The following is a 26,055-nucleotide window of genomic DNA, read 5'->3' on the forward strand; positions in this document are numbered from 1 at the left end:
TGGGTTCCAGTCTAGCCCCTCAGGAGCTCCATCAGGGCCGCCGCGTCCAGCCTCGCCGGGGTGGACGCGCCTTCCAGAAGGTCGTCGGCCAGCTGGCGCTTGCGGGCGTGGAGGTCCACGATGCGCTGCTCGATGCTGCCGCGCAGGACGAGGCGGTAGATGGTCACGGGCCGGGTCTGGCCGATGCGGTGGGCGCGGTCCGAGGCCTGGTCCTCCACGGCGGGGTTCCACCAGGGGTCCATGTGGATGACGTAGTCGGCGCCCGTGAGGTTCAGGCCGGTGCCGCCGGCCTTGAGGCTGATGAGGAACACGTCGCCTTCGCCCCGCTGGAAGGCGGCCACGGCCTTGGCGCGGGCGCGGGGCGGGGTGCTCCCGTCCAGGTGGAGGTGGGGGACGCCCTGCGCGTCCAGGGCCCTGGCCAGGAGGTCCAGGTGATCGGTGAACTGGCTGAAGACCAGGGCCCGGTGCCGGTTCTCCCGCAGGTGGGCCACGAGCTCCAGGAAGGCCTCCAGCTTGGAGGAGGCCAGGCCCAGGCCGGGCTGGACCAGGTCGGGATGGCAGCAGGCCCGGCGCAGGCGCATGATGGCCGCCAGCACCTGGATGGGCTGGCCGCCCTCGCTGAGCTCCTCCAGGCTCCGCTGGCGGATGGCCTCCAGGAGGGCCTCCTCCCCGGCGCTGGGCTCGACCTCGAGGGTGATCTCGGTGCGCGGGGGGAGTTCCTCCAGCACCTGGGCCTTGGTGCGCCGCAGGAGGAAGGGGCCCACGAGCCGCTTGAGGCGCTGGAGGGCCTCGGGGTCGCCCTGGCGTTCGATGGGGAGCTGGAAGCGGCGCTGGAAGACCTCGAAGGAGCCCAGGAGGCCGGGGTTGAGGAAGCGCAGGATGTTCCACAGCTCGCCCAGGTGGTTCTCCACGGGCGTGCCGCTGAGGACGAGGCGGAACCCGGCCTGCAGCGCCATGGCGGCCTGGCTGCGCTTGGTGAAGGCGTTCTTGATGGCCTGGGCCTCGTCCAGGACCACGGTGGACCAGGCGACCTTGGCCAGGCGCTCGGATTCCAGGTGCAGGAGCCCGTAGCTGGCCACGATCAGGTCCATGGGCCCGGCCTGGGCCAGGAGGGCCTCCCGGTCCCCGTCGGCGAGGTTGCGGACCCGCAGGGCCGGGGCGAACCGGGCGGCCTCGTGCTCCCAGTTGGCGCAGACGCTGGTGGGCGCCACCACCAGGGCGGGGCCGCCTCCTCCCCGGGCCAGGAGCAGGGCGAGGGCCTGGAGGGTCTTGCCCAGCCCCATGTCATCGGCGAGGCAGGCCCCCAGGCCCGCGTGGGCCAGGCGCATCAGCCAGCGGTAGCCCTCCTCCTGGTAGCCGCGCAGGCCGGCCTCGAGGGTGGCGGGCAGGGTCGGTTCCAGGGCCATGGCTCCGCGCACCCGGGCCATGCGGACCTTCCAGGCGCGGTCGCCCTCGAACGAATCCAGGCCCTCCCCCAGGTCCCCCAGCAGGGCCGCGGCCCCGGCGTGGAGGCGGAGCACCTGGCCGTGGAGCTCGCCCAGGGCGTTGAGGTCGAGGAGCCGCCTGCGAAAGGTGCGGGAAAGGGCCAGGAACGTGCCGTCGGCCATGGGCAGGAAGCGGCTGGAGCTCGTCTCCAGGTGGTCCAGGACGGCCTTGAGGTCCAGGACCTTCGCGCCGTCGAGGCGCAGCTCGCCCCGCACGTCGAGCCAGCCGCCCCCGGCCTCCGCCTTGAGGCGCATGGACTCGAGGCCCACGGTGCGCGGGGGCTTGAGGTGCCGGCCTTCGGGCCACACCACCGGGTAGCGGGCCTTGGCCGCCTCGGCCTCCAGGAGGAGTTCCAGGCAGGCCTCCGGGTCCGAAAGGCTCCAGTTCCAGTCCTCGGAGCCGCCCAGGGTGGGCAGGGCCGCCACCAGCCCCGCGGCCTCGCGCCCCTCGGCCTCCAGGTCCCGGTGCACCAGGAGCCGGCGTCCCCCCTGTTCCACCACGAGGCTGGCGCCACCTTCGCCCGGAGGAAGGCCGGGGCCTCCGGGCACGGGATGGACGCGCACCTGGGCGCGAAGGCCGTCGCCCGCGGGCACCAGGACCAGGGTGGGGAGGGTGCCGCCCTCGAGGCGCGTGAGGCCGGCCCGGGCCGAGGCCTCCTCGCCCATGCCCACGTCGGAGTGGATGTCCACCAGCGGCGCCACCGCCGCCAGGGACTTCAGGAGCCGCTCCCGGGCCGAGGCGGGCACCACGAGCCGCTCGCCCAGGAGCTCCCGCAGCCGTTTGTGCTGGTCCTGGAACACGAAGATGCGGGTGCGCCGCGGTCCCTCCTCCCGGGCCAGGACCCCGCCGGGGCCGGGCTCGGGCTCCAGGCGCAGCTCCAGGGTCTCGCCCTTCCGGCGCACCCGCAGCTCGGGCTTGCCCTCCACCAGGTCCATGGGCCGGCCGTCCCAGTAGACGCTGGGGTGGCCGACCAGCGCGGCCACGGCCTCGCTGCCTTCCACGTGGTAGGTGAAGTCCGCGCCGAAGTGTCGGTCGGCCTTGATGGATGAGATGGCCCGGTGGTCCTGGGCGGTGAGGTAGTCGTAGGCCCGGGGGTTCTCCCGCAGCTTGCGCAGGCTCACGGGGCGGCCCCGGTTCCACTCGCCCTTGGCGTCCAGCTTCTGCTCCCGGGCCTGCACTTCGAAGGTGCCCTCCTCGAATTCGTGGGGAGCCACGAACCAGGCCAGGCGCGCGGTCCTGGGCGCCCCGGGGGCCGGGGCCCCCATGCGCTCCAGGCTGTCCAGGGCCCGCTCCCAGGCGGCCTCCCGGGGCACCAGGTCCAGGAGGGGGCTGGGCCGGGCGTCCTCGCCGCGCAGGCGCCGCTGCAGCTCGAGCAGCTCGCGCGTGAACCATCCGAAGGGCAGGGGGGCGCAGGCCCGCAGGGCCCGCTCGGGCAGGTCGGGAGGCGGGGTCTCGCCGCCCAGGTGGGCCGCCACGGCCGAGAGCACCAGGCCCAGGGGGGTGAGGTCCCGGGGCAGGCGCTGGGCCAGGCCGTGCTGGGGGCGGGCGCCGGAAAGGAGGCGGTACAGGTGGGCGAGGATGACCGGGAGGTCCCGCAGGGGGCTGCCCAGTTCGCCCCGGTTCAGGAGGGCCAGGCGCTCCTCCACCCTGCGCAGGGCCGCGGGCTCGCGGGTGCCCAGCAGGGCCAGGATGTGGAAGGGCTCGTGGAGGCCGGGAAGGGCCGCGGCCTTCTTCCGGGTTGCCTTGCGCAGGGTCTCCAGGGAGGCCCCGTAGTGCCTGGCGGCCAGGGCGGGGTTGCCCGCGGCCAGCGCGGCCAGGCCTTCCAGGTTGGTCCAGGAGAAGTGCTCCCGAGCCTTGGCGGGCTGGGCGTCCATCCAGGCCCGGGCGTCCCCGGCGCGGCCCATGAGGATGAGGTAGAGGATCAGGGGGAAGGCCGCGGAGCTGGGCGCGGGCTTGCGGGTGCGGGCCTCCATCCACGCCAGGAAGCCCGGGTCGGGGAGGTTGTGGAGGAGGTGGTCCTGGAGGAGGGCGTTGCAGCCGTGGGCCTGGGCCGCGGGGTCCAGGGCGTCGAACCACTCCGCTTCGAAGGGGCCTCCGCACACCAGGGCCAGGGGGTCGCGGTGGCCGGTGGCGGTGACGAACTGCTCGGCGAAGCGGTCCCGCAGCGGCAGCCAGCGGTCCGTGCGGCCCTCCATGAACTCCAGGCGCAGCTCCGCCCGGCTCCGCATGGCCCCGTCGGGCACCATGCCCCCGCCGCCCCCGGCGGGAAGCCCGGCCTGGAGGATGCGCCGCAGCAGGCCCCGGGCCTGGGCGAGGCGCGCCGCCGATTCCAGGCAGCGCTCCGCGCAGTGCCAGAAGTTCCGGCGGTCCACGACCAGGCCCTTGGCCTTCAGGCGCTCCAGGAGGTCCTGCACCTTCCGGGGATTGGCCGCCCACGCCGGCGCCTGGGGATGCACGCCCGCGCGGGCCAGGGCCTGGGCCAGGTGGCTGTTGGTGGAAGGCAGGCCCAGGCCCGCCAGGCCCATGAGGACCGCCTGCTCCTCCTCCGGAAGCTGGCGGAGGCCGGCGAGGTTCATGGGGCCGTCCGTCATTTTCCGGACCGGATCCGGGCGCAGGCGGCCCTGGAGCCGGGGCCCGGATCCCTGCCCCAGGCGCGATCGGCCGTTCGTTCCAGGGACCCCGTCCCGTTCCGATCCCTGGACAGCCCTGGTTTCACGATCCCTCCACCAGCACCATCTTATCGGGACCCCGCCGGAATTCCCGGATCTCCGCAGCCCCGGCCGTCAGCATCCTGGAGCCGTTCGGGAGTAGGATGAGCCATGAAGAAGTCCGCGAGCCCCTACCGCCTGAGGCAGCCCGGCGACCCGCACGAGGAGCTCGTCCTGATCCAGCTCCAGGACCACGATGCCCGGCCCCCCGCCTCCGTGGGCGTGGATTTCCTGTCGGGGTTCCTGTTCGGAGCCGTGGCGCACCAGCCTTCCCGCAGTCCGGAGCGGAGGCTGACCTGGGGCGGGATCCTGGTCCTGTCGGGGGCCTTCGTGGCCATGGCGCTCTGGCTGGCCTCGGTGCTGAGGAGGTAGGTACGCGGCGGACCCGGCGCGGTGCGCCGGGTCCGTGGCGGGCCGGGGACGGTCAGAACTGGTGCGCTTCCGTGCTGCCGGTGAGGGCGAGGGTCGAGGCCAGGCCGGAGCTGAGGGTCTCGGAGACCGCATCGAAGTATCCCGTGCCCACCTCCCGCTGGTGGCGGGTGGCGGTGTAGCCCCGGGGTTCGGACGCGAATTCCGCGGTCTGGAGCCGGGCGTAGGCGGTCATGCCCTCGTCCCGGTAGGCGTCGGCCAGCTCGAACATCGTGTGGTTGAGGGCGTGGAAGCCCGCCAGGGTGATGAACTGGAAGCGGTAGCCCAACCTGCCCAGCTCCTGCTGGAAGTCCGATATCTGGGCGTCCGTGAGGTTCTTCTTCCAGTTGAAGGACGGGGAGCAGTTGTAGGCCAGGACCTTGCCGGGATGGGCGGCGTGGATGGCCTTGGCGAAGGCCTCGGCCTGGGCGAGGTCGGGCCTGGAGGTCTCCATCCAGAGCATGTCGGCGTAGGGGGCGTAGGCCAGGCCCCGGGCGATGGCGCACTCCAGGCCGCCCTTGAGGCGGAAGAAGCCCTCGGGGGTGCGTTCGCCGGTGAGGAAGGGGCGGTCCCGCTCGTCGATGTCGGTGGTGATGAGCATCGCGGAGTCCGCGTCGGTGCGCGCCACGAGGACCGTGGGCACGTCCAGGACGTCCGCGGCGAGCCGGGCCGCGACCAGGGTGCGGATGAACTGGCCCGTGGGCAGGAGGACCTTGCCCCCGAGGTGGCCGCACTTCTTCTCGCTGCTCAGCTGGTCCTCGAAGTGCACCGCTGCGGCGCCGGCCTCGATCATGGACTTCATGAGCTCGAAGGCGTTGAGGGGGCCGCCGAACCCGGCTTCCGCGTCCGCCACGATGGGCAGCATCCAGTCCCGGGTGGTGCCGCCCTCGGCGTGCTCGATCTGGTCGGCCCGCTGCAGGGCGCCGTTGATGCGCTTGACCAGCGCGGGCACGGAGTTGGCGGGGTAGAGGCTCTGGTCGGGGTAGGTCTGGCCCGAGAGGTTGGCGTCCGCCGCCACCTGCCAGCCGGAACAGTAGATGGCCTTGAGGCCGGCCTTGGCCATCTGCACGGCCTGGCCGCCGCTGAGGGCGCCCAGGGCCGGGACGAACGGCTCGAGCTTCATGAGCTCCCAGAACCGCGTGGCGCCGCGGTGGGCGAGGGTGTGGGCCACCTTGACGGTGCCCCGGAGGCGCTCCACCTGGCTGGGTTCGTAGGGGCGGAGGATTCCGGTCCAGCGGGATTCGAAGGGCGTGATCATCGGGACACCTCGGAGGGGACCGGCTCCAGGAGCAGGTCGTAGGCGGGAAGGGTGAGGAAGGGGGGCGGGACGCGGGCGAGGATGAGGGTCTCGAAGAGGTCCGAGGCCTCCATGAACCGGCCCTCGGCGAAGTCCGCTTCGCCGACCTCCGCCCGGATCTGGAACAGGGCGTCCTCCACGAAGGCGTGGAAGAGGGGGCGATCCAGCTGCCCCAGGTGCTCGACTTCGGCGCCGTGGCGGATCCACTGCCACACCTGCATGCGGCAGATCTCGGCCGTCGCGGCGTCCTCCATGAGGCCGTAGAGGGCCACGCAGCCCTGGCCCCGGAGCCAGGACTCCAGGTAGCGGATGCCGACCTTCAGGTTGTGGCGCAGGGCCTTCTCGGTGCGCGCGCCCTCGGGCACGGCCAGGAGTTCGGCCGCCTCCACGGGACCGGGGATGCGGTCCAGCTGGTTGGGGCCGGCCAGGTGCTCGTCGAAGGGGGCCTGGGCGACAGGCACCAGGGCGGGGTGGGCCACCCAGGTGCCGTCGCAGCCGTCCCGGACCTCCCGCAGCTTGTCGGCGCGCACCTGGGCGAAGGCCAGGGCCGTGCCTTCCTCGTCGCCCCGGCAGGGCACGAAGGCGCTCATGCCGCCCAGGGCCAGGCAGCCCCGGCGGTGGCAGGTGCGCACCAGGAGCCGGGCGTAGGCGCGCAGGAACGGCTGCTCCATGTGCACGAGGCCCCGGTCCGGGAGGATGGCGGCCGGGCTCATGCGCCGGGTCTTGATGAAGGAGAAGATGTAGTCCCACCGGCCCAGGTTCAGGCCCGCCGCGCGCCCCCGGTGCTCGAAGAGGATCTCCTCCATCTGGAAGGCCGCCGGGAGGGTCTCGATGAGCAGGGTGGTGCGCACGGAACCCCGGGGCAGGCCCAGCTCCGCCTCGACGGCGCCTAGTACCTGGTTCCACCAGCGGGCTTCCAGGTGGTGCTCGAGCTTGGGAAGGTAGAGGCAGGGGGTGCCGCCCCGGGCGAGGATCTCGCCGGCGTTGTGGTAGAGGAAGAGGCCGGCGTCGAAGAGGCTCGCCGGAATGGGTTCCCCGTCCACCTCCAGGTGGCGCTCGGGGAGGTGGAGGCCGCGGGGGCGCACCATGAGGGTGGCCACGTGCTCCTCCAGGGCGTAGACCCTGCCGGTGGGCGGATCCAGGTAGCGGAGCGTGCCGCGCACCGCCTCGCCGAGGTTGCGCTGGCCCTCGACCAGGTTCTCCAGGGTGGGCGCGAGGCTGTCCTCGAAGTCGGCCATGTAGACCCGCGCTCCGCTGTTGAGGGCGTTGATGAGCATCTTCCGGTCGGGGGGACCGGTGATCTCCACGCGGCGGTCCAGGAGGAGGGGGGGCAGGGGAGCAACCAACCAATCGGACTGCCGGATCTCCCGGGTCTCCGGGAGGAACCCGGGCTGCTCGCCGGCGTCGAAGCGGGCCTGGCGGACCTCGCGGTTCCGGAGCAGGACCTCCAGGCCGGGGCGGAAGGAGCGGGTGAGGTCCTCGAGGAAGGCAAGGGCGCCGTCGGTGAGGATCGTGGGGTCCGCGTGGTAGGGGAAGGTGGACCAGGCCATTCCGGGAAGGAGCTTCGTCGACATTTGAACCTCAGAGAATTGATCTCAGTCACAAATTGACTTAATCTGGGTGAACCGCAAGATCTCTTTGAAATTCAACCCGTTGATTTGTCACAAAAGGCAAAGCGACCGTCCGTGAATTTGTAAATCTTGTAAAGGCCACCCCGATGCCCGAAACCTCCGCCCAGAGGCCCGCCCCCAAGCTCGGGGCCAAGGTGCGCGCCCTCCGCCGCCAGGAGGGCCTCAGCCAGGTCCAGATGGCCGAGCGCCTCTCCATCAGCCCCAGCTACCTGAACCTCATCGAGGCCAACAAGCGCCCCCTCACGGCCAACCTGCTCATCCACCTGGCCCACGCCTTCAAGGTGGACCTGAAGAGCTTCGCCCCCCAGGAGGACCAGCGCCTGGCCGAGGACCTCATGGAGGCCTTCGGGGACCCCATGTTCGACACCCTGGACCTGCCGGCCTCGGAGGTGCGCGAACTGGCCCAGGGCTGCCCCGGCCTGGCCCGGGCCGTCTTCTACCTCTACCAGTCCTACCGGGAGGGGCGCCGGCAGATGGACACCCTCTCGGACCAGCTGAGCGACGGCCAGGGCTACGCGCCCCCCGCCACCCTGCCGCCCTCGGAGGCGGCGGGCGACTTCATCCAGCGGTCCATGAACTACTTCCCGGCCCTTGAGGCGGCGGCGGAGGACCTCTGGAGCCGGGCTTCCCTGGACCAGGACCTGCTCTACACCGGGCTGATCGAGGTCTTCAAGGGCTACGGCGTGAAGGTGCGGGTCCACCGCGCCGGGGACGCCCCGGGCATCCTCCGCCGCTACGACCCGGAGACCCGGGTGCTCAGCCTCTCGGAGCTCCTGCCGCCGCGCAGCCGGGCCTTCCAGATGGCCCACCAGTGGGCCCTGCTGGCCCTCCGGGAGGTCCTGGACGAGCTCATCCACGATCCCCTGGTCACGGACGAGACCACGCGGGCCATGGCCCGGGTGGCGCTGGCCAACTACTTCGCGGGGGCCGTGCTCATGCCGTACGGGACCTTCTTCCGGGCGGTGCGCGCGGGGCGGTACGACATCGAGCTGCTCTCCCGGCGCTTCGAGGCCAGCTTCGAGCAGGTGTGCCACCGCCTCACCACCCTTCGCAGGCCCGGGGAGGAGGGCGTTCCCTTCCACTTCCTGCGCATCGACATCGCCGGCAACATTTCCAAGAGCTTCTCGGCCTCCGGCATCCGCTTCGCCCGGTACTCCGGGTGCTGCCCCCGGTGGAACATCCACGCGTCGTTCCTCACCCCGGGCCTCATCCGCACCCAGATCAGCGAGATGCCCGACGGCGTGAAGTACTTCTGCATCGCCCGCACCCTCCAGAAGGACACCGGCACCTACCGCGGCCAGCACGCCATGCAGGCCCTGGGCCTGGGCTGCGAGATCGCCCACGCCCGCGAGCTGGTGTATTCGGACGGGCTGATGCTCGAGCAGCCGCCCGTGCCGATCGGGGTCACCTGCCGCCTCTGCGACCGCGCCGACTGCGAGCAGCGGGCCTTCCCGCCCCTGCACCAGGGGATCCAGGTGGAGGAGCGGGTGAGGCGCAGCAGCTTCTTCGCCCACCTGGGGGATGGATCCTGACTAGGCACCCGGGGAAAGTGCCGTGATAATCAGGTGCTTTCCCCTACATCTTCCCTGGGTGCCCATGGCCGGATTCCGTTCCAACGTTGCAGCCGCCTTGCGCATGGCCCTGGCGCTGCTCCTGGCCACCGGAGCCATCGCGGGGGCGCCCCCGGGGGCCGGTCCGGTGCGCGTGTTCAACGCGGCCGACGGGGTGCCCCAGATGGCCATCTACGCCCTTGCACCGGACCGGGAGGGCCGCCTTTGGGCGGGCACCCTGGCCGGCGTGGCCCGGTTCGACGGCCAGACCTGGAAGAGCGTGGAGGGCCCCCCCAGCCGCTACGCCCTCCTGGTGAACGCCAATTCCATGATGTGCGCCTCCGACGGCAGCATGTGGATCGGGACCCGGTTCCAGGGCTACCTGGAATACCGCCACGGCGCGTGGAAGGCGCATGACGACCGGTCCGGGCTGCCCATCAACAACGTCAACGGCATCCTCGAGAGTTCCCGCCAGGACCACTCCGGCCGCCGGATCCTCTACGGCGCCACCCACGGCAAGGGCATCGTCGCCTACCAGGACGGCGCCTGGCAGCGCGTCGGGGGAGAACTGGCGGAAGAGAGGACCTTCTGCCTCCTGGAGCGGGAGGGCGCCCTCTGGGTCGGCTCGGCCCGCGGGGTCTGGATCATGGAGCAGGGCCGCTGGCGCCCCTTCGAGGCCAACGGGTCCCTCGCGGACCCGCTGGTGCGCACCCTTGCCGAGACCACGGAGCCCGACGGCTCCCGCTGCCTCTGGATCGGCACCGAGAAGGGCGGCCTGTACCGGTGGCGCCGCGGCCGGCTCGAGGCGCTCCCCATGAAGGAGCATATGGGCAACACCAGCGTCCGGGCCCTGCTGGCAGGAGCCGACGGGTCCATGTGGGTGGGCACCTCCGGCGGCGGCATGGCCCAGATCCACGGCGACCAGTGGCTCGTGCGCGGCACGCACAGCGGCCTCCAGTCCGACTTCATCCGCTGCCTGGCGTTCACGCCGGGGGGCCCCGACGGCTCCGTCCTCTGGGCGGGGTCGGACGGCAAGGGCATCTTCCGCATCCACTCGGGCGGGTGGCGGCGCGTGACGGTGCCCTGGCCCCACGCGGACCCGCGGGTCCAGGGTTTCGCCGAGACCCGGAATCCCGCCACGGGCCAGCCTGTGCTCTGGATGGGCAACACCTATCTGGCCAGACTGGAGAAGGGCGTCTACACCATCTTCCGCCCCAACCTGGATGCGGCGGGCGAGACCATGCGCAGCCTCTTCGCGTTCCCGGGAGACCAGGACCTATGGTTCGGCTTCGGCGGCAGCCTCGGGCGGTTCTCCGGGGGCCGGTTCCGGTTCTGGACGGAAAAGGACGGATTCCCCCAGGGCACGGTGCGGGTGCTGGCCGGGACGCGGGACGCCAAGGGGACGCGGATCCTCTGGATCGGCACCAGCCGCGGGCTGGTGCGGTGGGACGGCCGGACCTTCCTGGACGTGCCGCCGCCGCCCGGAGACCCCAGGCCCTCGGTGCGCAGCCTGGAGGTGGACGGCCCGCGGCTCTGGGTGGGCACCGACAAGGGCCTGGCCTGCCTGGAGGGGGATGCGTGGCTGACGCCCGGCGCCCAGGCCTCCTTCCCACCGGTGGGGGTCCACGCCATGCTCCGCCTGCCGTCGGGAATGATGGTGGGCACCTTCGGATCGGGCGTGCTCCAGTTCGAGAACCCCCGCGGCTCCGCCGGACACCGTTCCTTCACCACCCGCAACACCCCGGCCCTGCGGCAGGATCTCGTGTACGACCTCGTGCAGGACGCCGCCGGCCGGGTCTACGTGTCCAGTCCCCGGGGCGTGGCCCGCGTGGACCCCGCCCGGGGCTGGTCCTGGGACAACTTCAGCACCGAGGACGGCCTGCCGGGGATGGAGTGCATCAAGGGGTCGCTCTTCCGGGACAGCTCCGGGCGCATCTGGGTGGGGACCGAGGACGGTCCGGCCTGGCTCGAGCCCGGGACCGCCGCCCAGGATCTCGTCCCCAAGCCCCTGGTGTGGGATTCGGCGGTGGTGCGGGGGCGTTCCGTGGCGCAGGACGCGCAGCTTTCCCACAAGGACCAGGGCATCCGGTTCGAGTACCGCCTCCTGACCGGGCACCGGGAGCAGGACACGGTCTACCGCACCCAGCTCCAGGGCCTCCAGGACGCCCCCGGGGACTGGTCCGCCCTCTCCTACACCCAGTACCCCAGCCTGCCCGCGGGCCGCTACACCATGCTGGTGTGGGCCCGGGACTACGCCGGGAACCAGACGGGGCCGCTGGGCTTCGCCTTCCGCATCCTGCCGCCGCCCTGGTTCAGCCCCCTGGCCTGGGCCGCCTACGCGGTCCTTCTGGGAGGCGGTGTCCTGGCCCTCCTGCGCCTTCGCACCCGGGTCCTGGCCGACCGCAACCGGGAGCTCGTGGAGCGCATCGGGGAAGCCACCCGGGAGATCGAGCTGCGCCGGGAGGAACAGGAGAAGCTGAACCGGGAACTGGTCCTGCTGAACCTGGAGAAGACCCAGTTCATGGGCATCGCCGCCCACGACCTGCGCAACCCCCTCAACACGATCATCCTGGTGTCGGACGGGCTCGTCACCGGGGACCTGGAGGACTGCCCGCCGGAAATCCAGCCCTGGGTCCGCAAGATCGCCACCTCGGCCCACCACATGACCGCCCTCATCGACGAGTTCCTGGACGTCAACGCCATCGAGAGCGGAAGGTCGAAACCCAGCGTGCGCATCCTGGGCGTCGAGGAGATCCTCGATCCCATGGCCAGCCTCTACAGGCTGCGCCTGGAGGCCAAGGGCCAGACGCTGGTGATGGAGGGGGCCGGAGGCCCGGGCCGGATCCTGGCCGACCCCAACCACCTGCGGCAGATCCTGGACAACCTCCTGTCCAACGCCTCCAAGTTCTCGCCGCACGGGGCGGTGCTGCGGATCCGGGTGGTCCCGGGCCCCGCCACGACCCGGCTGGACGTCATCGACCAGGGCCCCGGCGTCCTGGAATCGGAGCGCGGCAATCTCTTCCGGCGGTTCTCCAAGCTCTCGGCGCGCCCCACCGGCGGGGAGAGTTCGTCCGGCCTGGGCCTCAGCATCGTCAAGCACCTGGTGGACGCCAACCACGGACGGATCTGGGTGGAGAACCAGCCCGGGGGCGGCTGCGCCTTCTGCGTGGAAGTGCCCTCGGCCCTGCCGGCGGGAGACGGTCTCATTCTCGCTGAAAAAAATTGACCGCCCTGAATAAAAATTGAATCAGGACGCGGCTCCTTCCATACTTGGAATTGCCAGCAACACGGGGGTTTCCGCTCCCTTCCGAGGTGTCGAATGGACCACAACATCGTGGGCAAGAGCGTCAAGAGGCTGGACGCCGTGGCCAAGGTGACAGGGAAGGCCAAGTACACCGACGACTTCTTCGAGCGCGACATGCTGGTGGGCAAGGTGCTGCGCAGCCCCCACGCCCACGCCGTGGTCAAGTCCGTGGACCTGGCCAGGGCCCGGGCCCTGCCGGGCGTGGTGGCCGTGTTCACCGCCCGGGACCTGCCGAAGATCAAGTTCGCCACCGCCGGGCACCCCTGGTCCCTGGACCCCGGCCACCGGGACGTGGAGGACCGCCTGATCCTCACGGACAAGGCCCGCTTCGTGGGCGACGCCGTGGCCGCGGTGGTGGCCGAGGACCTGCTCACCGCCGAGAAGGCCCTCCATCTCATCGACATCGAATACGAGGTCCTGCCCCACGTCCTCACCGCCGAGGACGCCATGAAGGAGGGCGCGCCCCTCCTCCACGACAACCGCCCCGGCAACATCGTCAGCTCCTTCGGCGTCCAGTTCGGGGACGTGGAGGCCGGGTTCCGGGAGGCCGACCACGTCATCGAGGGCGACTACGAGACCAGCATCGTCCAGCACTGCCACATCGAGTCCATGAGCGCCTTCGCCTTCGTGGACACCGACGGCCGGGTGGTGGTCAACTCCTCCACCCAGATCCCCCACATCGTCCGGCGCATCGTGGCCCAGGCCCTGGGCCTGAAGTGGGGACGGGTCCAGGTCATCAAGCCCTTCATCGGAGGCGGCTTCGGCAACAAGCAGGACGTCGTGGTGGAGCCCCTGACGGCGGCCATGAGCCTGGCCGCGGGCGGGCGTCCCGTGCGCTACTGCATGACGCGCGAGGAGGTCTTCATCGACACCCGCACCCGCCACGCCATGAAGCTGCATATGAAGACCGCCGTCAACTCGGACGGCACCCTCAAGGGCATCCACGTGCAGCTCCTGAGCAACACCGGCGCCTACGCCAGCCACGGCCACTCCATCGCCATGTCGGCGGGCGGGAAGTTCAGGCCCCTCTATGATTTCCCCGCCGTGAAATTCGAGCCGAAGACGGTCTACACCAACCTCCCCGTGGCCGGCGCCATGCGCGGCTACGGCACGCCCCAGATCTTCTTCGCCCTGGAAAGCCACATGGACGACATCGCCCGCCAACTGGGCATGGACCCCATCGAGCTGCGCCGGAAGAACCTCATCAAGCTGGGCCACCAGGATCCCCTCACGAAGAACGTGGTGCGCTCCTTCGGCATCCCCCAGTGCATCGAGAAGGGGATGGAGCTCATCCGGTGGGACGAGAAGAAGAAGGCCCACCTGGACCAGAAGGGCCCGAAGCGCCGCGGCATGGGCATGGCGCTGTTCGCCTACGCCTCGGGCACGCACCCCGTGGCCCTGGAGCTGGCCGGCGCCCGCATCGTCATGAACCAGGACGGTTCCGTCGCCCTGCAGGTGGGGGCCACCGAGATCGGCCAGGGCAGCGACACAGTCTTCGCGCAGATCACCGCCGAGGTGCTGGGGCTGCCCATGGACATGGTCCACGTGGTGACCACCCAGGACACGGACATCACGCCCTTCGATTCCGGAGCCTACGCCTCCCGGCAGACCTTCGTCACCGGCATCGCCGTGCGCAAGGCCGCCCTGGAAGTGCGGGACAAGGTGCTGGAGGTGGCCGCGCGCCGCACGGGCCTGGCCCCCGCCGAGATGGACATCCGGGACTGCCGGATCGTGGAGACGGCCCTGGGCCGCGTGGTCTGCTCCCTGGAGGAGGTGGCCATGGACGCCTACTACGACCGCCTCCTGGCCGCCCCCATCACCAGCGACACCTCCGCCAACGTCCGCATCAACGCCATGTCCTACGGCGCCACCTTCGTTGAGGTGGAGGTGGACATGGAGACCGGCAAGGTGGAGGTCGCCGAGATCTGGAACATCCACGACTCCGGCACGATCATCAACCCCAGGCTCGCCGAGGGCCAGGTGCACGGCGGTGTGAGCATGGCCCTGGGCGCAGCGCTCCTGGAGCAGATGCTCTTCGATCCCCAGACCGGCAAGGCCCTCAACAACAACCTCCTGGACTACAAGCTGCCCACCATCCTGGACACGCCCAGGATCAACGCCGCCTTCGTGGAGACCTTCGACGCCGCGGGCTCCTTCGGCTCCAAGTCCCTGGGTGAGTGCCCCGTCATCTCCCCCGCCCCGGCCGTGCGCAACGCGGTGCTCGACGCCACGGGCGTGGCCTTCCACAAGATCCCCCTCTATCCCCAGGTGGTTTTCGAGAAATTCCGGGAAGCGGGACTGCTGGCCCAGAGGAGCGCCGAACATGTTTGACATCTGCGAACTTCACGAACCCGTGACCCTGGAGGAGGCCAAGGCCGTCTTCGCGGAGAACCCCGGCCTCAAGGTCATCGCCGGCGGCACCGACGTCCTCATCCGCCTCCAGCACGGCAGCCTCGCGGGCGCCGGGCTGCTCAGCCTCAAGAACCTCCACGCCCTGGAGGAGATCGTCATGCTGGGCGACGGGACGATCTCGGTGGGGGCCATGGCGCCCTTCACGAAGATCTTCCAGTCCGAGCTGATCCGCAAGCACGTCCCCGTGCTGGGCGAGGCCTCGGTGTCCATGGGCGGCCCCCAGGTGCGCAACGTGGCCACCATCGGAGGCAACATCTGCAACGGCGCGGTGTCCGCCGACAGCGCCTCGACGCTGTTCGCCCTGGACGCCCTGCTCAAGCTGGAGACCGCCACGGGCGAGCGCATCATCCCCATGGGCGACTTCTACGCCGGTCCCGGCAAGGTGAACCTGCGCCCCGGAGAACTGCTCACCGCCGTCCTGATCCCCCGTGAAGGCTACGAGGGCATGGGCGGACACTACATCAAGTACGCCATGCGCAAGGCCATGGACATCGCCACCCTGGGCGTGGCGGCGGTCTGCAAGGTGCGGGAGAACCGCTTCGTGGACCTGCGCATCGGCCTGGGCGTGGCCGCGCCGGTGCCCATCCGGTGCTTCGAGGCCGAGGCCTACGCCAAGGGGAAGGAGATCACCCTGGAGGTCGTGCAGGAGATCGCCCGCCTCGCGGTGAAGCCCGCCAAGGCGCGAACCTCCTGGCGGGCCTCCAAGGACTACCGGGAGCATCTCATCGAAGTGCTGGCCCAGCGGGCCGTCGCCGAAGCCGTGAAGCGTGGGGGAGGTTGCTGTGCTGACTAAGAATTCCGCGGGAGTGGCCGTGCAGAAGAGGATCTCCCTGACCGTCAACGGCCGGCCCCATCAGATCGAGATCGACATCCGGGAGTCCCTCCTGGACGTCCTGCGGGACCGCCTCCAGTTCACCGGCGTCAAGCAGGGCTGCTCCGTGGGGGAGTGCGGCGCCTGCACCGTGCTCATCGACGGCACCCCCGTCAACTCCTGCATCTACCTCGCCGCCTGGGCCCACGGCAAGGCCATCACCACCATCGAGGGCATCGCCCTGGACGGCCACCTGTCCCCGGTGCAGGAGGCCTTCGTGGAGGAGGGCGCCATCCAGTGCGGGTTCTGCACTCCCGGCCTGGTCCTTTCCACCACCGCCATGGTGGAGAGCGGCAGGCGCTTCACCCACGACGAGGTGCGCCGCGAACTCTCCGGCCACCTGTGCCGGTGCACCGGCTACCAGAAGATCATCGACGCCGCGGAAAGGGCCTTGCGGGAGGCGGAGGCCTGACCATTTACATCCCAACCGCCTGGGTTTGCCTGCTCTAGCGGCGAATGCGGAACCAGAGGTGGGCCACGAAATGGAAAGGCGCCGGCTTCCCCGCGACGGTGACCGGCTTGAATTTCAGGCCGGCACCGTGGGCCAGGGCCGTGGGTCCCAGGAAGGCCAGAGGATAGCCGGGCAGGGGGCGCACCCACAGCACCTCGCCCCGCGTGCCGACGAGGAACTCCACGGCGACGTATCCCGTGATCAGTCGTGCGGCTGCCTCCCGCGGGTACGGCACGTCCGCGGCCTTCTGGGCCAGGTGGGCGGGGGAGCCTGACCAGTCGGGCTCGAGCTCCACCACATCCTGCCTCGGGATCCCGAACGCGGCCTGGAAGGCGGGGGGATCCTCGAGAACGCCCAGGGGAGCCTTTCCCGTTTCGGGAACCGCCTGTACCGCTTTCCTCAACTCCTTGAGCGTCGCCTGCCATGCGGAATGGGCGGGCGCCAGGAAGGCGTCCCAGTCCGGCGCCATGCCGTAGGACAGGAGCCAATTCGCGGCCATCTGATAGACGACGGATTCCGAAGCCGGGCGTTCACGCATCTGGGGCACGAACAGGGTCCACTGGCGGAGGATCCAGTCCCGGTCCTCCTGGCGCAGGTTCTTGGCCATGATTGCGAACATTCCCCGGCCCAGCACGGGTTTGTCGGCGGAGCGGAGCTGTTGCCGGATGACGGGCAGGACGGGCGCAAGGGCCGGCAGGTTCCCCGTCTCTCCCAGGGAGGGGGAGGGGGGAGGGGCCGGTCGTTGATTCTTCCGGTAGAGCGGAATCATCTGAAGGGTGTAGTCCTCGGCGGCCAGTTCGAGGAAAAGAGGGAAGGGCGCGGGTTCGAAGGCCTTCATGGGCGCGTCGGCCTCCACCAGCCTCGTTGCCGCCCAGCCCTTGAGCGGCTCGGGGCCATTGGAGAGGAGGCCCGCGAGGAAGGTCCGGTGAGGTTCCAGGGCTCCGGCGCCCAGGTTCCCGGACCTGGCCTTGGCGAAGGCCAGGAAGGGGTCCGGCTTCTGCCCAGGTCCGATCCAGGCCTGCACCGCCTCCCCCGGGAGGAGGCGCGCAAACGGGGGCTGGGCAGCCTGGAATGCGGAAGCAAGGGGTTCGCATTCCTCCCCACGCCTCACCCACAGGGGCCTGGCTCCCCGCTCATCCAGCACCACCAGCCCTGGCCGGGACCTGATCTGCAGGCGGTCAAGCATTTCGGCAGCCGCAGGGTCCTCCGGCATGGGAAGCCAGATCGTCATGGACGCGCGGACCTTGGCCCCTTCGCCGGTGTCCAGGAAGGCAACCACCGCTTCCCGTTGGGCGGCGTCCTTGGCGAAGAAGGCCAGGAGGGGCTTGCGATCACGAAGGGAGGCCTCGGTCGCCTGGCTTCGTTCCACCCAAGGCCCGGTGGAGGCCAAAGGGGCAGGTTGTTCCAGGACAGGCGGCAGAAACAGCATGGGGGTGAACTCCGGGACGACCAGCTGGGGAATGACCCCAGTCTCCACCATGTCGGGGATTGTCGCCACCCACCCCGGCATCGCCGGGAGTATCCTGCAGGGATGCTCCCCCTCATCGCTGGCTGCCTCCTCCTGGCCCCGGCTTCCGTGCCGGACCTCTTCCCCCGGGAGATCCCGCTCCCCGCCGACGCGCGCGTGGTCCTGGCCCAGGACCATTCCCGGGCCCGGGCCGGGAGCCAGTCCATCCTCCTCCAGTTCACCACGTCGCTGGCCACGCCCGCCGTCCTGGACCTCTACCGGGGCTTCTTCCGCGAGAAGGGGAAGGTCCTGGTGGACCTGGGGGCCTCGGGCGTCCCCCTCTGCTCGGGGCAGCTGGGCGGCTACCAGTGCATCGTCTCGGTCATCGGGGACTCCCGGACCGTCAACGTCGTCGTGGAGCCGGAGGGCAAAACCTTCACGGCCTTCCACGAGCGGGAGGCCGCGGCGCGCGGGACCTCGGCGCCCATCGACGCGCGGCCCCCGGACACCTCCCGCTGGCGCCTTTCCGGCGCGCTCTTCCCGGGCGACCACTACCCGGGCGCGCTGGTCATGAGGCGCCGGGACGGCACCCTCCAGGGCCTCGGCCTGGCCCTGGTCCACCCCCGGCCCGCCCTTGACGCCAACGGCAAGCGATACTGCGACAACGACACGCCCCCCAAGGGGCCCGTGCACCTCCGGGACGGCGCGCGCTTCGCGGTTGCGGCCCCGGGCGCGCCCCTGGGGGCCTTCTTCGTCATCGACGCGGCCGGCATCCTCTCCAGCTTCGGCGCCGACAGCGGCGGCCGCCTGGGCCAGGGGATCGGCGACGCCACCTTCCGCTGGTTCGACCCGGCGCCCATCCTGCGCAACGTCCGGCACGTGGTCGCCGAGCGCGCCAACACCGCGGCCATCACGGACCGGAACGAGCTGTACGTGTGGGGCTCCAACCTGTCGGGCCAGGTTCCCGGCCACCCGGACACGTTCGCGCGGTCCCCGGTGAAGGTGATGGAGAACGTGGTGTCCGTGGCCCTGGCCCGGGACGCGGCCTACGCCGTGAAGACCGACGGGAGCCTGTGGGGATGGGGCGAGGCCTGCGAGGACGGCTTCCTCGACGGCGGGGTGCTGCGCCGGCGCAAGGTCCCCTACTTCATCATGGACGGGGTGCGCGCCGTCTTCACCGCCGACATTGGTCCGGTGGCCGTCGTCAAGGCCGACGGCAGCCTCTGGACCTGGGGCGCCAACAACATGGGCCAGTGCGGCCACGGCACCAAGGGCCAGGCCGCCCGGCCCCAGCGCATCGCCCCGGACGTGGAGCGCCTGGCCATGGACGGCCACCACGCCGCGCTCCTGCGCAAGGACGGAAGCGTCTGGACCTGGGGCTGGAACCTGTCCTCCCAGACCGGCTTCCCGAAGGCTGAGGGGGCCGTGACCCGCCCCCGCAAGCTCGCCGAGGGCGCCGTGGACGTGGCCGTCACCAGCGGGGAGACCTACGTGCTCAAGGCGGACGGGTCGCTGTGGGGCTGCGGCCGGAACAGCGGCGGCGTCGCCCTCCAGGGCAGAGGCGAGCTGAGGCAGGCCGGACTGGTGGATACTGGACTGAACATCGATTGAAGGAGGACCCCATGAAATTCGGCATCCTGGCTCTGGCTCTCGCACTCCCCGCGGCATGCGGCCCCCAGGACACGGCCACGGTCCCGGCGCAGGACGCGGCCAGGGCCTGGCTCGCCCTCACCGACGGCGGCCGGTACGCCGAGAGCTGGGACGAGGGCGCGGCCTCCTTGCGCCTCGCCATCCCCAGGGCCTCCTGGGAAGCCGCCCTCCGCCCGGTGCGGGCCCCCCTGGGCCGGACCCTCTCGCGCAAGCTGAAATCCGCCACCGCCACGAAGACCCTGCCCGGCGCCCCCGACGGCGACTACGTGGTGATCCAGTTCGAGACCAGCTTCGAGAACAAGGCGGCCGCCGTGGAGACCATCACCCCCATGAAGGAGAAGGACGGCGCCTGGAGGGTGTCCGGCTACTTCATAAGGTAGCGCTCCGGAACGGCCCCTCCCGGCCGGTGGACGTGACGGCACCTCCGCCTTGCACGTAATTCGTAATTCATTGAATATTGGCGGTTGTGTCTCAATCGCAGAAGGGGTATCGTCGATCGCCTGGGATCCCAAGGGAATCTGCCCAGCCTCCGGAGGTGCCTGTGTCCCAGGAAGCCAAGACCCTCTCCCCGTGGTGGAGGATCGCCGTCCTGCTGGTGATGATCGCGGGCTTCAGCCTGCTGAGCCTCGTCACCGTCAAGACCTACGCGGGGGCTCCGCCCATTCCGGACCGGGTGGTGGACGCCACGGGACGCGTGCTCTTCACGGGCGACGACATCCGGGCGGGGCAGGGGGTGTTCTTCAAGTACGGCCTCATGGAGCACGGGACGCTGTGGGGCCACGGGGCCTACCTGGGGCCGGACTACTCGGCGGAGTACCTCCACCGCCTTGCCGAGATCGGCCGGGACACCCTGGCCCAGGAGCGTTTCGGGAAGAACTTCGCCGAGGTGCCGCCGGACGCCGCCCCCGGCCTGGGGGAGCGCCTGAAGCTCATGCTGCGCCAGAACCGCTACGACGGGGGAACCCTCGTCTTCACGGCTCCGGAGGCGCGGGCCCACGAGGTCCAGGCCGGGGAATGGCGCGACTACTTCTCGGGCCTGGACCCCGCCCCGGGCCTGCCAGCGGGCTACATCCGGAACGACGCGGAGCTGCGCCGGCTCAACGACTTCTTCGCCTGGGCCGCCTGGGCCACCGTGGCCACCCGGCCCGGCACGGACTACTCCTACACCAACAACTGGCCCTACGAACCCCTGGTGGGCAACCTCCCCACCAGCTCGGCCTACCTGTGGAGCGCCATGAGCCTCGTGACGCTCCTGGGCGGGCTCGGGCTCATCCTCTTCGTCTTCGGGAAGTTCGACTACCTGGGCTGGGGCGGCGGCGCGGGCAGCCACCGCGGGTCGGCCGGGGCGCTCCAGGGCTGGGTCCCCACGTCCAGCCAGAGGGCCCTGGGGCTCTACTTCCTGGTGGTGATGCTGCTCTTCCTGGGGCAGGCCGCCCTGGGCGGCGCCATCGCCCACTACCGGGTGGAGCCCGGCGCCTTCTACGGCTTCGACCTGGCCAAGTACCTGCCCTACACCCTGGCGCGCACCTGGCACCTGCAGCTGGCCATCTTCTGGATCGCCACCTCGTGGGTGGCCGGAGGCCTCTTCCTGGCGCCCCTGGTGGGCGGCGCGGAGCCCCGCGGGCAGAAGACGGGCGTCCTGGTCCTGCTGGCGGCCCTGGCCCTGGTGGTCTTCGGCAGCCTGGGCGGGGAGTACCTGGGCATCAACGACCGGCTGGGAAGCCTCTGGTTCTGGTTCGGCCACCAGGGCAGCGAGTACCTGGACCTGGGGCGCTTCTGGCAGGTGCTGCTGGCGGCGGGACTCATCTTCTGGCTGTGGCTCATGTTCCGGGCCCTGCGGCCCGCCATGGGCCGGGGGAAGGGGGAGCTGCCCAGCCTCTTCCTGGTGGCGGCGGTGGCCATCCCCCTCTTCTACGTGCCGGCGCTCTTCTACGGGCCCCACACCAACTTCGCCGTGATCGACAACTGGCGCTTCTGGATCATCCATCTCTGGGTGGAGGGCTTCTTCGAACTGTTCGCCACCGTCATGGTCGCGGTGATGTTCGTCCAGATGGGCCTCATCAAGGAGCTGGCCGCCACGCGGCTGGTGTACCTCGACGGCATCCTGTACCTGGTCGGGGGCATCGTGGGCACCGGGCACCACTGGTACTTCACCGGCCAGGGCACCCTGAACATGGGCCTCGCGGCATGCTTTTCCGCCCTGGAGGTGGTGCCCCTCACCCTGCTCACCCTGGACGCCTGGGACTTCATCCGGCTCCAGGACACGGTCTGCGACGACTGCGACCTGCCCCTGGGCTCGAAGCACGTGTGGCCCATCCGCTTCCTCATCGCCGTGGGCGTTTGGAACTTCGTGGGGGCCGGAGTCTTCGGGTTCCTCATCAACCTTCCCATCGTCTCCTACTTCGAGGTGGGCACCACCCTCACGCCCAACCACGGCCACGCGGCCATGTTCGGGGTCTTCGGCATGCTGGCCCTGGCGGTGGTGTTCTTCTGCCTGCGCTCCCTGCGCTCGGACCGCGCCTGGGCCCGCGTCGAGGGGCTGATCCGGGTGGGCTTCTGGGGGCTGAACGTGGGCCTGGCCCTCATGATCCTCCTGGACCTGTTCCCCGCAGGCGTGCTGCAGCTGTGGGACTCCCTGGCCAACGGCTACTGGCACGCGCGCAGGCTCACCTACCTCATGTCCGGCACCTTCCACACCCTGGAATGGGTACGCATCGTCGCGGACATGACCTTCCTGCTGGCGGGCGCGCTGCCCCTGGCCTGGGCCACGCTCAGGCTGGTCCTGGACCGGGAGCCGGCCTCGCCGCGATCGCCTTCACGGCCATGACGATATCCTCGCCCTTCATGGGCTTGTGCAGCACCCAGACCGGGTCGAGCGCCTTGAGGCGGGCCTCCCGCTCCGGATCCCGGCTCGCGGTGAGCACGACCACGGGAAGGGAGGCCGCGTGGCGGCGGATCATGCGGAGCACCTCCATGCCGTCCACATGGGGCATGTTGTAGTCCGTGACCACCAGGTCGGGGAGGAAGGCCCTGGCCTTCTCCAGGACCTCCAGCGCCGAGAGGGGCAGGAAGTCCTCGACCTCGAAGCCGTCCTCCTCGAGGAAGCCGCGCACCACCTTCCGGAAGAAGGAGCTGTCGTCGATCAGCAGCACTTTGGTCATGAGCGAATTCTATATTACTTTCATCCAATGGACGATTCCGCAAAGGCCTGGGAGCATCAGGGGACCATGGACTACCGCACGACCAAAGCCTTCGACCATTTCCTGTCCGGCCTCGGGCAGGAGGCGCGGGCCGAAGCCCTGCGCGCCCTGGCCAGGGAGGTCGAGGACCTGCGGAGCCTGCCCCCGGGCGCCGGGCGGGCCCGGGAGGTCCACCGGCGCGTGGACGCGGCCCAGGCCCGCTTCGCGGCCCTGAAGCCGGAGGTCGTCGCCCAGGTGCGCTGCGGCCGGGGCTGCGCCCACTGCTGCCGGCTGTGGGTGGGCGTCACCCGGGACGAGGCGGAGCTTCTGGCCGCCTCCGGCGCCGGGCCCGATCCCTTCCGGCTGGAAGCCCAGCGGCACTGGACCTCCCCGTCGGACTTCATCGGAAGGCCTCGGGAGGAGGCCTCCTGCGTCTTCCTGGGGCCGGACGGCGCCTGCGGCGTCTACCCGGACCGGCCCGCCATCTGCCGGGCCGTCCTCGTGGCCAGCGATCCGGAGTTCTGCCGCGGCGGCGACCTCGCCACCCGCATCACGGCGGTGATCAACCCCTACGCGGAGGTGGTGGTGTCGGCGGCGCTGACCCTGGACGCGGAGGGAGACCCGCCGCCGCCGGCGGGCCGGCATCTGGCCCACGCCCTTGAACGCGGTAGGGGGAGCTCTCCTGCACCACCGCCACCAGGCTCCTGAGGGCTTCGGACTGGGCGTCCCTGCGGTAGGCGAAGAGCAGGTCCAGCGTTGGCGAGGGGTCCAGGTCGATGGGCCGCGTGACCACGCCCTTTGGCGCCACTTCGCCCACGTACTCCGAGAAGAAGCAGAACCCCATCCCCGAGGCCACGGCGTTCATGGAGGTCATCAGGCTCTCGGTGACCAGGCCCTTGGCGAAGGTGACGCCGCCCAGCCGCTCCAGCCGCCCCGTGAGCGCGGCCACCGCGGGGGCGATCTTGTCCGAGATGGACACCAGGGGCATGCGGGTCAGCGCCTCCAGGGGCACCCGCTCCAGCCTGGCCAGCTCACAGGTCTCGGGGATCACCACGACCACCCGCTCCTGGATGTAGATTTCGGCGACGATGTCGTCGCCCTCGATGGGCCCGCGGGTGAAGCCCGCCATGATCTCGCGCCTCTGGAGCGCCAGGACCTGCTCCGGGGCGGTCATGGTGCGCAGCTTGAGGTGGACTTCCGGGGCCTTGCGCATGAGCCGGGGCAGGAGGTTCGAGAGCACGAGCCCCTCGGGCCCCATGATCATGCCCAGGGCCAGGGTGCCCACCTCGTCCCGGGCGGAGGCGCGGGCCTCGGCCAGGGCCTCCTCCACGGCGGCCAGGATGTCCCGGGCCGCCGGAAGGAAGGTGCGTCCCGTAGCCGTCAGGGTGAGCCGGTGCTTCTCGCGCAGGAAAAGCGGGGCTCCGACGATCCCTTCGAGCTGACGGATCTGCTGGCTGAGCGAGGGCTGCGACGTGTGCAACCGCTCGGCGGCCCGGGTCACGTTCAGCTCCTCTGCGACGGCGACGAAGTAGCGGAGAAGGCGGAATTCCATGGTCTGTTCCGGGTGGTGCGTTTTCGGAAGGTAACCGGGCAATTCTACCTCAACCAGCGTGCCGGACATCCAATTATGAGATCCGGGGCGCCTTGAAGAGCCAGCCGGGGAGCTTCACTTCGGCCACGCCGTCCATGACCACCTCACCGGTCTGCTTGGTGATGACGGTCGAGATGCGGGCGATGCTCTTGGGCAGGATCTCGATGATGGAGGCGTTCAGGGTGACGGTGTCGCCGATGAAGACGGGCAGCTTGAAGTTGCAGGTCTGGTTGAGGTACACCGTGCCCACGCCGGGCATGTCCATGCCCAGGACCTTGGAGACGATCCCGAAGAGGATCGCGCCGTGGGCGATGCGCTGGCCGAAGCGGCTGGTGGCGGCGACGGCGTCGTCCACGTGGATGGCGTTGTGGTCGCCGCTGAGGTCGGCGAAGGCGCGCACGAGCCTGTCGTCGATGACCTGGGAGTAGGTGCAGGCCTGGCCCACTTCAAACACGGGGGCGGCGGTGGTGGTTTCCATGATGTCTCTCCTTGGGAAGTGCGGGGGGTTCAACTGCAGCGGAAGGTGATTCCGAACGATGCCCGCGGGTAGGTCCAGCTGGTGACGCCCTTGTCCTTGCATACTACGCGACAGGTGCCGCATTCCAGGCAGCCCGCGTAGTCGAAGGCCACCTGCCCGTCCTTGAGCCGGTAGCAGCGCGCGGGACAGACGGTGACGCAGGGCCGCGGTGCGCACACTGCGCACCGGGCCTTCTCCACGATGATGTGGGGATTGCCCTCGTCCACGTTGAAGCGGTCGAGGCCGAGAAGCTCTTCGGGACTGAGTCGCTTGATGCTCATACGCTGCGATACCCCTTCCAGGCGTCGGCCGCCAGCTGCCTGAACGTGACGTTCTCCTTCACCACGGAAAGGAGCTTCTTCAGCATCGGCGGCGGCACCTTGCCGTCCACGTTGAACAGGAAGCCCAGGGCCTGGTTGGCCAGGGCGGGATACTCCCTGAAGATCCGGGAGATGCCGAAGATGCCGTGGAATTCCGCGTAGGCCCGCATGGTGGGCAGGAGCGCGAGCTCCTCCAGTTCCGCCATGTAGGCCGGGCCCGTGGGGGTCCCTTCCTTGAGGATGGCCCGGGCCGCGGCGAGGCCGCTGACGATGGCCAGGTCCATGCCCCGGATCACGAGGCCCGTGTTGATGCCGAACTGGGCCGCGTCGCCGATGACCAGCATCCCCTCGCGGTGGAGCCGCTTGGGGATGCCGTGGTAGCCGATCTCCGGCACCAGGTGCGCGCCGTACTCGACGCTGGTGCCGCCGTCGATGAGAGCGGCGATTCCGGGCTGTTCCTTGAAGTCCTGGAAGATCTCCTGGATCTGGCGGCCGTTGGCGGCGGCCTGCTCCGGGTTGAAGACGATGCCCAGCGACAGGCTGCCCTTGTTGGTGTAGAGGAACCCGCCTCCGGAAATGCCCTCGGTGCAGCCGATGGCCACCCGGGCCACGCCCTCCTCGTTCGAGACGCCGAACCGGGCGTTGATGACGGAGTCGGGGAGCTCGATGGTCTCCTTGACGCCCACGCCCACGGCGCGGGCCTCCACGTCCGGGAAGAGCCCGGCCTGCTGGGCCAGGAGGGAATTGACGCCGTCGGCGGCGACCACCACGCCCGCGCGCATCTCGTCCTCGCCGACGCGGATGCCCACGATGCGGCCGTTCTCCTCGATGAGGCCGTCCACGCGCATGCCGCTGGCGAACACGGCGCCGGCGCCTTCGGCCTCGGAGGCGAACCATTCGTCCAGGGACGCGCGCACCACGGAATGGGACTGGGGAACGCCCTCGCCCCAGGCGGGGTCGGCGGCGTCGAGGGTGGTGGCGCGCCGGCCCTCCACCAGCATCACCTGCTCGCGCACGATCCGGCGCTGCAGGGGCGCCCGCAGGTACATGCCGGGCTCCAGGAGCTCCAGGGCGTAGGTGTAGAGCCGCCCTCCGCTCACGTTCTTGGCGCCTGCGGAGTCGCCCCGCTCGAGGAGGAGGACGTTCTTCCCCTCCCGGGCCAGGGCGTAGGCGCAGGCCGAACCCGCGGGGCCGGCGCCCGCCACGATCACGTCAAAGGAGTCGTCGGACATGG

General features: G+C 70.5%; 18 protein-coding genes and 1 pseudogene. 10 read left to right on the plus strand and 9 right to left on the minus strand.

What is annotated here, in order from left to right:
- Nucleotides 1-11 precede the first annotated feature (11 nt).
- Nucleotides 12-4,061 carry a DEAD/DEAH box helicase gene (locus tag RAH40_RS01260; RefSeq protein WP_306600232.1) on the minus strand — a complete coding sequence of 1,350 codons (4,050 nt, stop codon included), beginning with the start codon at nt 4,059-4,061 and terminating at the stop codon, nt 12-14.
- A gap of 243 nt (nt 4,062-4,304) precedes the next feature.
- Here RAH40_RS01260 and RAH40_RS01265 point away from each other — a divergent pair, with 243 nt between their 5' ends.
- Nucleotides 4,305-4,565 (plus strand): hypothetical protein, encoded by a 261-nt coding sequence (locus tag RAH40_RS01265; protein WP_306600233.1) that lies wholly within the window; start codon nt 4,305-4,307, stop codon nt 4,563-4,565.
- Between the two features lie 52 nt (nt 4,566-4,617).
- Here the strand turns inward: RAH40_RS01265 and aceA are convergent, their stop codons facing one another.
- Nucleotides 4,618-5,859, minus strand: coding sequence for an isocitrate lyase (aceA, locus tag RAH40_RS01270; RefSeq protein ID WP_306600234.1), 1,242 nt, complete (start codon nt 5,857-5,859; stop codon nt 4,618-4,620).
- Nucleotides 5,856-7,472, minus strand: coding sequence for a malate synthase A (aceB, locus tag RAH40_RS01275; protein ID WP_306600235.1), 1,617 nt, complete (start codon nt 7,470-7,472; stop codon nt 5,856-5,858). The genes aceA and aceB overlap by 4 nt, the downstream gene beginning before the upstream one ends.
- A gap of 143 nt (nt 7,473-7,615) precedes the next feature.
- Between aceB and RAH40_RS01280 the strand changes: the two genes are divergently transcribed.
- From RAH40_RS01280 to xdhC, 5 genes are all read left to right on the plus strand, one after another.
- Complete coding sequence (locus tag RAH40_RS01280; protein WP_306600236.1) at nt 7,616-9,061, plus strand: short-chain fatty acyl-CoA regulator family protein; 1,446 nt, start codon at nt 7,616-7,618, stop codon at nt 9,059-9,061.
- A 64-nt stretch (nt 9,062-9,125) separates the two neighbouring features.
- A complete protein-coding gene (locus tag RAH40_RS01285) occupies nt 9,126-12,305 on the plus strand; it encodes a two-component regulator propeller domain-containing protein (protein ID WP_306600237.1) in 3,180 nt (1,059 codons plus the stop codon).
- Between the two features lie 93 nt (nt 12,306-12,398).
- Complete coding sequence (xdhA, locus tag RAH40_RS01290; RefSeq protein ID WP_306600238.1) at nt 12,399-14,714, plus strand: xanthine dehydrogenase molybdenum-binding subunit XdhA; 2,316 nt, start codon at nt 12,399-12,401, stop codon at nt 14,712-14,714.
- Nucleotides 14,707-15,588, plus strand: a complete 882-nt coding sequence (xdhB, locus tag RAH40_RS01295; RefSeq protein WP_306600239.1) for a xanthine dehydrogenase FAD-binding subunit XdhB — start codon at nt 14,707-14,709, stop codon at nt 15,586-15,588. Before xdhA ends, xdhB begins: the two co-directional genes overlap by 8 nt.
- 13 nt (nt 15,589-15,601) lie before the next feature.
- Nucleotides 15,602-16,078: a xanthine dehydrogenase subunit XdhC gene (gene xdhC, locus RAH40_RS01300; protein ID WP_373432557.1), complete on the plus strand. Its 477-nt coding sequence runs from the start codon at nt 15,602-15,604 to the stop codon at nt 16,076-16,078.
- Between the two features lie 34 nt (nt 16,079-16,112).
- Here xdhC and RAH40_RS01305 read toward each other — a convergent pair whose 3' ends face one another.
- Nucleotides 16,113-17,486 (minus strand): hypothetical protein, encoded by a 1,374-nt coding sequence (locus RAH40_RS01305; protein ID WP_306600241.1) that lies wholly within the window; start codon nt 17,484-17,486, stop codon nt 16,113-16,115.
- A 162-nt stretch (nt 17,487-17,648) separates the two neighbouring features.
- Here RAH40_RS01305 and RAH40_RS01310 point away from each other — a divergent pair, with 162 nt between their 5' ends.
- From RAH40_RS01310 to RAH40_RS01320, 3 genes are all read left to right on the plus strand, one after another.
- Nucleotides 17,649-19,175, plus strand: coding sequence for a hypothetical protein (locus tag RAH40_RS01310; RefSeq protein ID WP_306600242.1), 1,527 nt, complete (start codon nt 17,649-17,651; stop codon nt 19,173-19,175).
- 11 nt (nt 19,176-19,186) lie between these two features.
- The gene (locus tag RAH40_RS01315; protein WP_306600243.1) at nt 19,187-19,594 is read left to right on the plus strand and encodes a DUF4019 domain-containing protein; all 408 of its coding nucleotides are present in this window, start codon (nt 19,187-19,189) and stop codon (nt 19,592-19,594) included.
- Nucleotides 19,595-19,755: 161 nt separating this feature from the next.
- Nucleotides 19,756-22,041: a nitric-oxide reductase large subunit gene (locus RAH40_RS01320; protein ID WP_306600244.1), complete on the plus strand. Its 2,286-nt coding sequence runs from the start codon at nt 19,756-19,758 to the stop codon at nt 22,039-22,041.
- Here RAH40_RS01320 and RAH40_RS01325 read toward each other — a convergent pair.
- Nucleotides 21,986-22,375 (minus strand): response regulator, encoded by a 390-nt coding sequence (locus tag RAH40_RS01325; RefSeq protein WP_306600245.1) that lies wholly within the window; start codon nt 22,373-22,375, stop codon nt 21,986-21,988. The two genes, RAH40_RS01320 and RAH40_RS01325, sit on opposite strands and share 56 nt — an antisense overlap.
- A 66-nt stretch (nt 22,376-22,441) precedes the next feature.
- On the opposite strand from RAH40_RS01325, the gene RAH40_RS01330 reads away from it, so the two are divergent.
- The gene (locus RAH40_RS01330) at nt 22,442-23,101 is read left to right on the plus strand and encodes a YkgJ family cysteine cluster protein (RefSeq protein WP_306600246.1); all 660 of its coding nucleotides are present in this window, start codon (nt 22,442-22,444) and stop codon (nt 23,099-23,101) included.
- Nucleotides 23,102-23,129: 28 nt separating this feature from the next.
- On the opposite strand, the pseudogene RAH40_RS01335 reads toward RAH40_RS01330, so the two are convergent.
- The 4 genes and pseudogenes from RAH40_RS01335 to RAH40_RS01350 form a co-directional block, all read right to left on the minus strand.
- Nucleotides 23,130-24,014 (minus strand): annotated as a pseudogene (locus tag RAH40_RS01335) (LysR substrate-binding domain-containing protein); the annotation flags it as partial.
- A gap of 4 nt (nt 24,015-24,018) precedes the next feature.
- Nucleotides 24,019-24,462 (minus strand): MaoC family dehydratase, encoded by a 444-nt coding sequence (locus RAH40_RS01340; RefSeq protein WP_306600247.1) that lies wholly within the window; start codon nt 24,460-24,462, stop codon nt 24,019-24,021.
- Between the two features lie 29 nt (nt 24,463-24,491).
- Entirely contained in the window at nt 24,492-24,782 is a 291-nt protein-coding gene (locus RAH40_RS01345; RefSeq protein ID WP_306600248.1) for a ferredoxin family protein, read from the minus strand.
- Complete coding sequence (locus tag RAH40_RS01350) at nt 24,779-26,053, minus strand: FAD-dependent oxidoreductase (RefSeq protein ID WP_306600249.1); 1,275 nt, start codon at nt 26,051-26,053, stop codon at nt 24,779-24,781. Before RAH40_RS01350 ends, RAH40_RS01345 begins: the two co-directional genes overlap by 4 nt.
- Between the last annotated feature and the right edge of the window lie 2 nt (nt 26,054-26,055).

Source organism: Geothrix sp. 21YS21S-2 (assembly GCF_030846775.1).
GTDB lineage: Bacteria > Acidobacteriota > Holophagae > Holophagales > Holophagaceae > Mesoterricola.

What these genes read in the sequence shown, in the direction of transcription:
- xdhA (WP_306600238.1), top strand. Translation starts at nt 12,399, where the DNA reads ATGGACCACAACATCGTGGGCAAGAGCGTCAAGAGGCTGGACGCCGTG.
- RAH40_RS01340 (WP_306600247.1), bottom strand. Translation starts at nt 24,462, where the DNA reads ATGGAAACCACCACCGCCGCCCCCGTGTTTGAAGTGGGCCAGGCCTGC.
- RAH40_RS01285 (WP_306600237.1), top strand. Translation starts at nt 9,126, where the DNA reads ATGGCCGGATTCCGTTCCAACGTTGCAGCCGCCTTGCGCATGGCCCTG.
- RAH40_RS01310 (WP_306600242.1), top strand. Translation starts at nt 17,649, where the DNA reads ATGCTCCCCCTCATCGCTGGCTGCCTCCTCCTGGCCCCGGCTTCCGTG.
- aceA (WP_306600234.1), bottom strand. Translation starts at nt 5,859, where the DNA reads ATGATCACGCCCTTCGAATCCCGCTGGACCGGAATCCTCCGCCCCTAC.
- RAH40_RS01345 (WP_306600248.1), bottom strand. Translation starts at nt 24,782, where the DNA reads ATGAGCATCAAGCGACTCAGTCCCGAAGAGCTTCTCGGCCTCGACCGC.
- RAH40_RS01330 (WP_306600246.1), top strand. Translation starts at nt 22,442, where the DNA reads ATGGACTACCGCACGACCAAAGCCTTCGACCATTTCCTGTCCGGCCTC.
- RAH40_RS01325 (WP_306600245.1), bottom strand. Translation starts at nt 22,375, where the DNA reads ATGACCAAAGTGCTGCTGATCGACGACAGCTCCTTCTTCCGGAAGGTG.
- RAH40_RS01260 (WP_306600232.1), bottom strand. Translation starts at nt 4,061, where the DNA reads ATGAACCTCGCCGGCCTCCGCCAGCTTCCGGAGGAGGAGCAGGCGGTC.
- RAH40_RS01315 (WP_306600243.1), top strand. Translation starts at nt 19,187, where the DNA reads ATGAAATTCGGCATCCTGGCTCTGGCTCTCGCACTCCCCGCGGCATGC.
- RAH40_RS01350 (WP_306600249.1), bottom strand. Translation starts at nt 26,053, where the DNA reads ATGTCCGACGACTCCTTTGACGTGATCGTGGCGGGCGCCGGCCCCGCG.
- xdhB (WP_306600239.1), top strand. Translation starts at nt 14,707, where the DNA reads ATGTTTGACATCTGCGAACTTCACGAACCCGTGACCCTGGAGGAGGCC.
- RAH40_RS01265 (WP_306600233.1), top strand. Translation starts at nt 4,305, where the DNA reads ATGAAGAAGTCCGCGAGCCCCTACCGCCTGAGGCAGCCCGGCGACCCG.
- aceB (WP_306600235.1), bottom strand. Translation starts at nt 7,472, where the DNA reads ATGTCGACGAAGCTCCTTCCCGGAATGGCCTGGTCCACCTTCCCCTAC.
- RAH40_RS01280 (WP_306600236.1), top strand. Translation starts at nt 7,616, where the DNA reads ATGCCCGAAACCTCCGCCCAGAGGCCCGCCCCCAAGCTCGGGGCCAAG.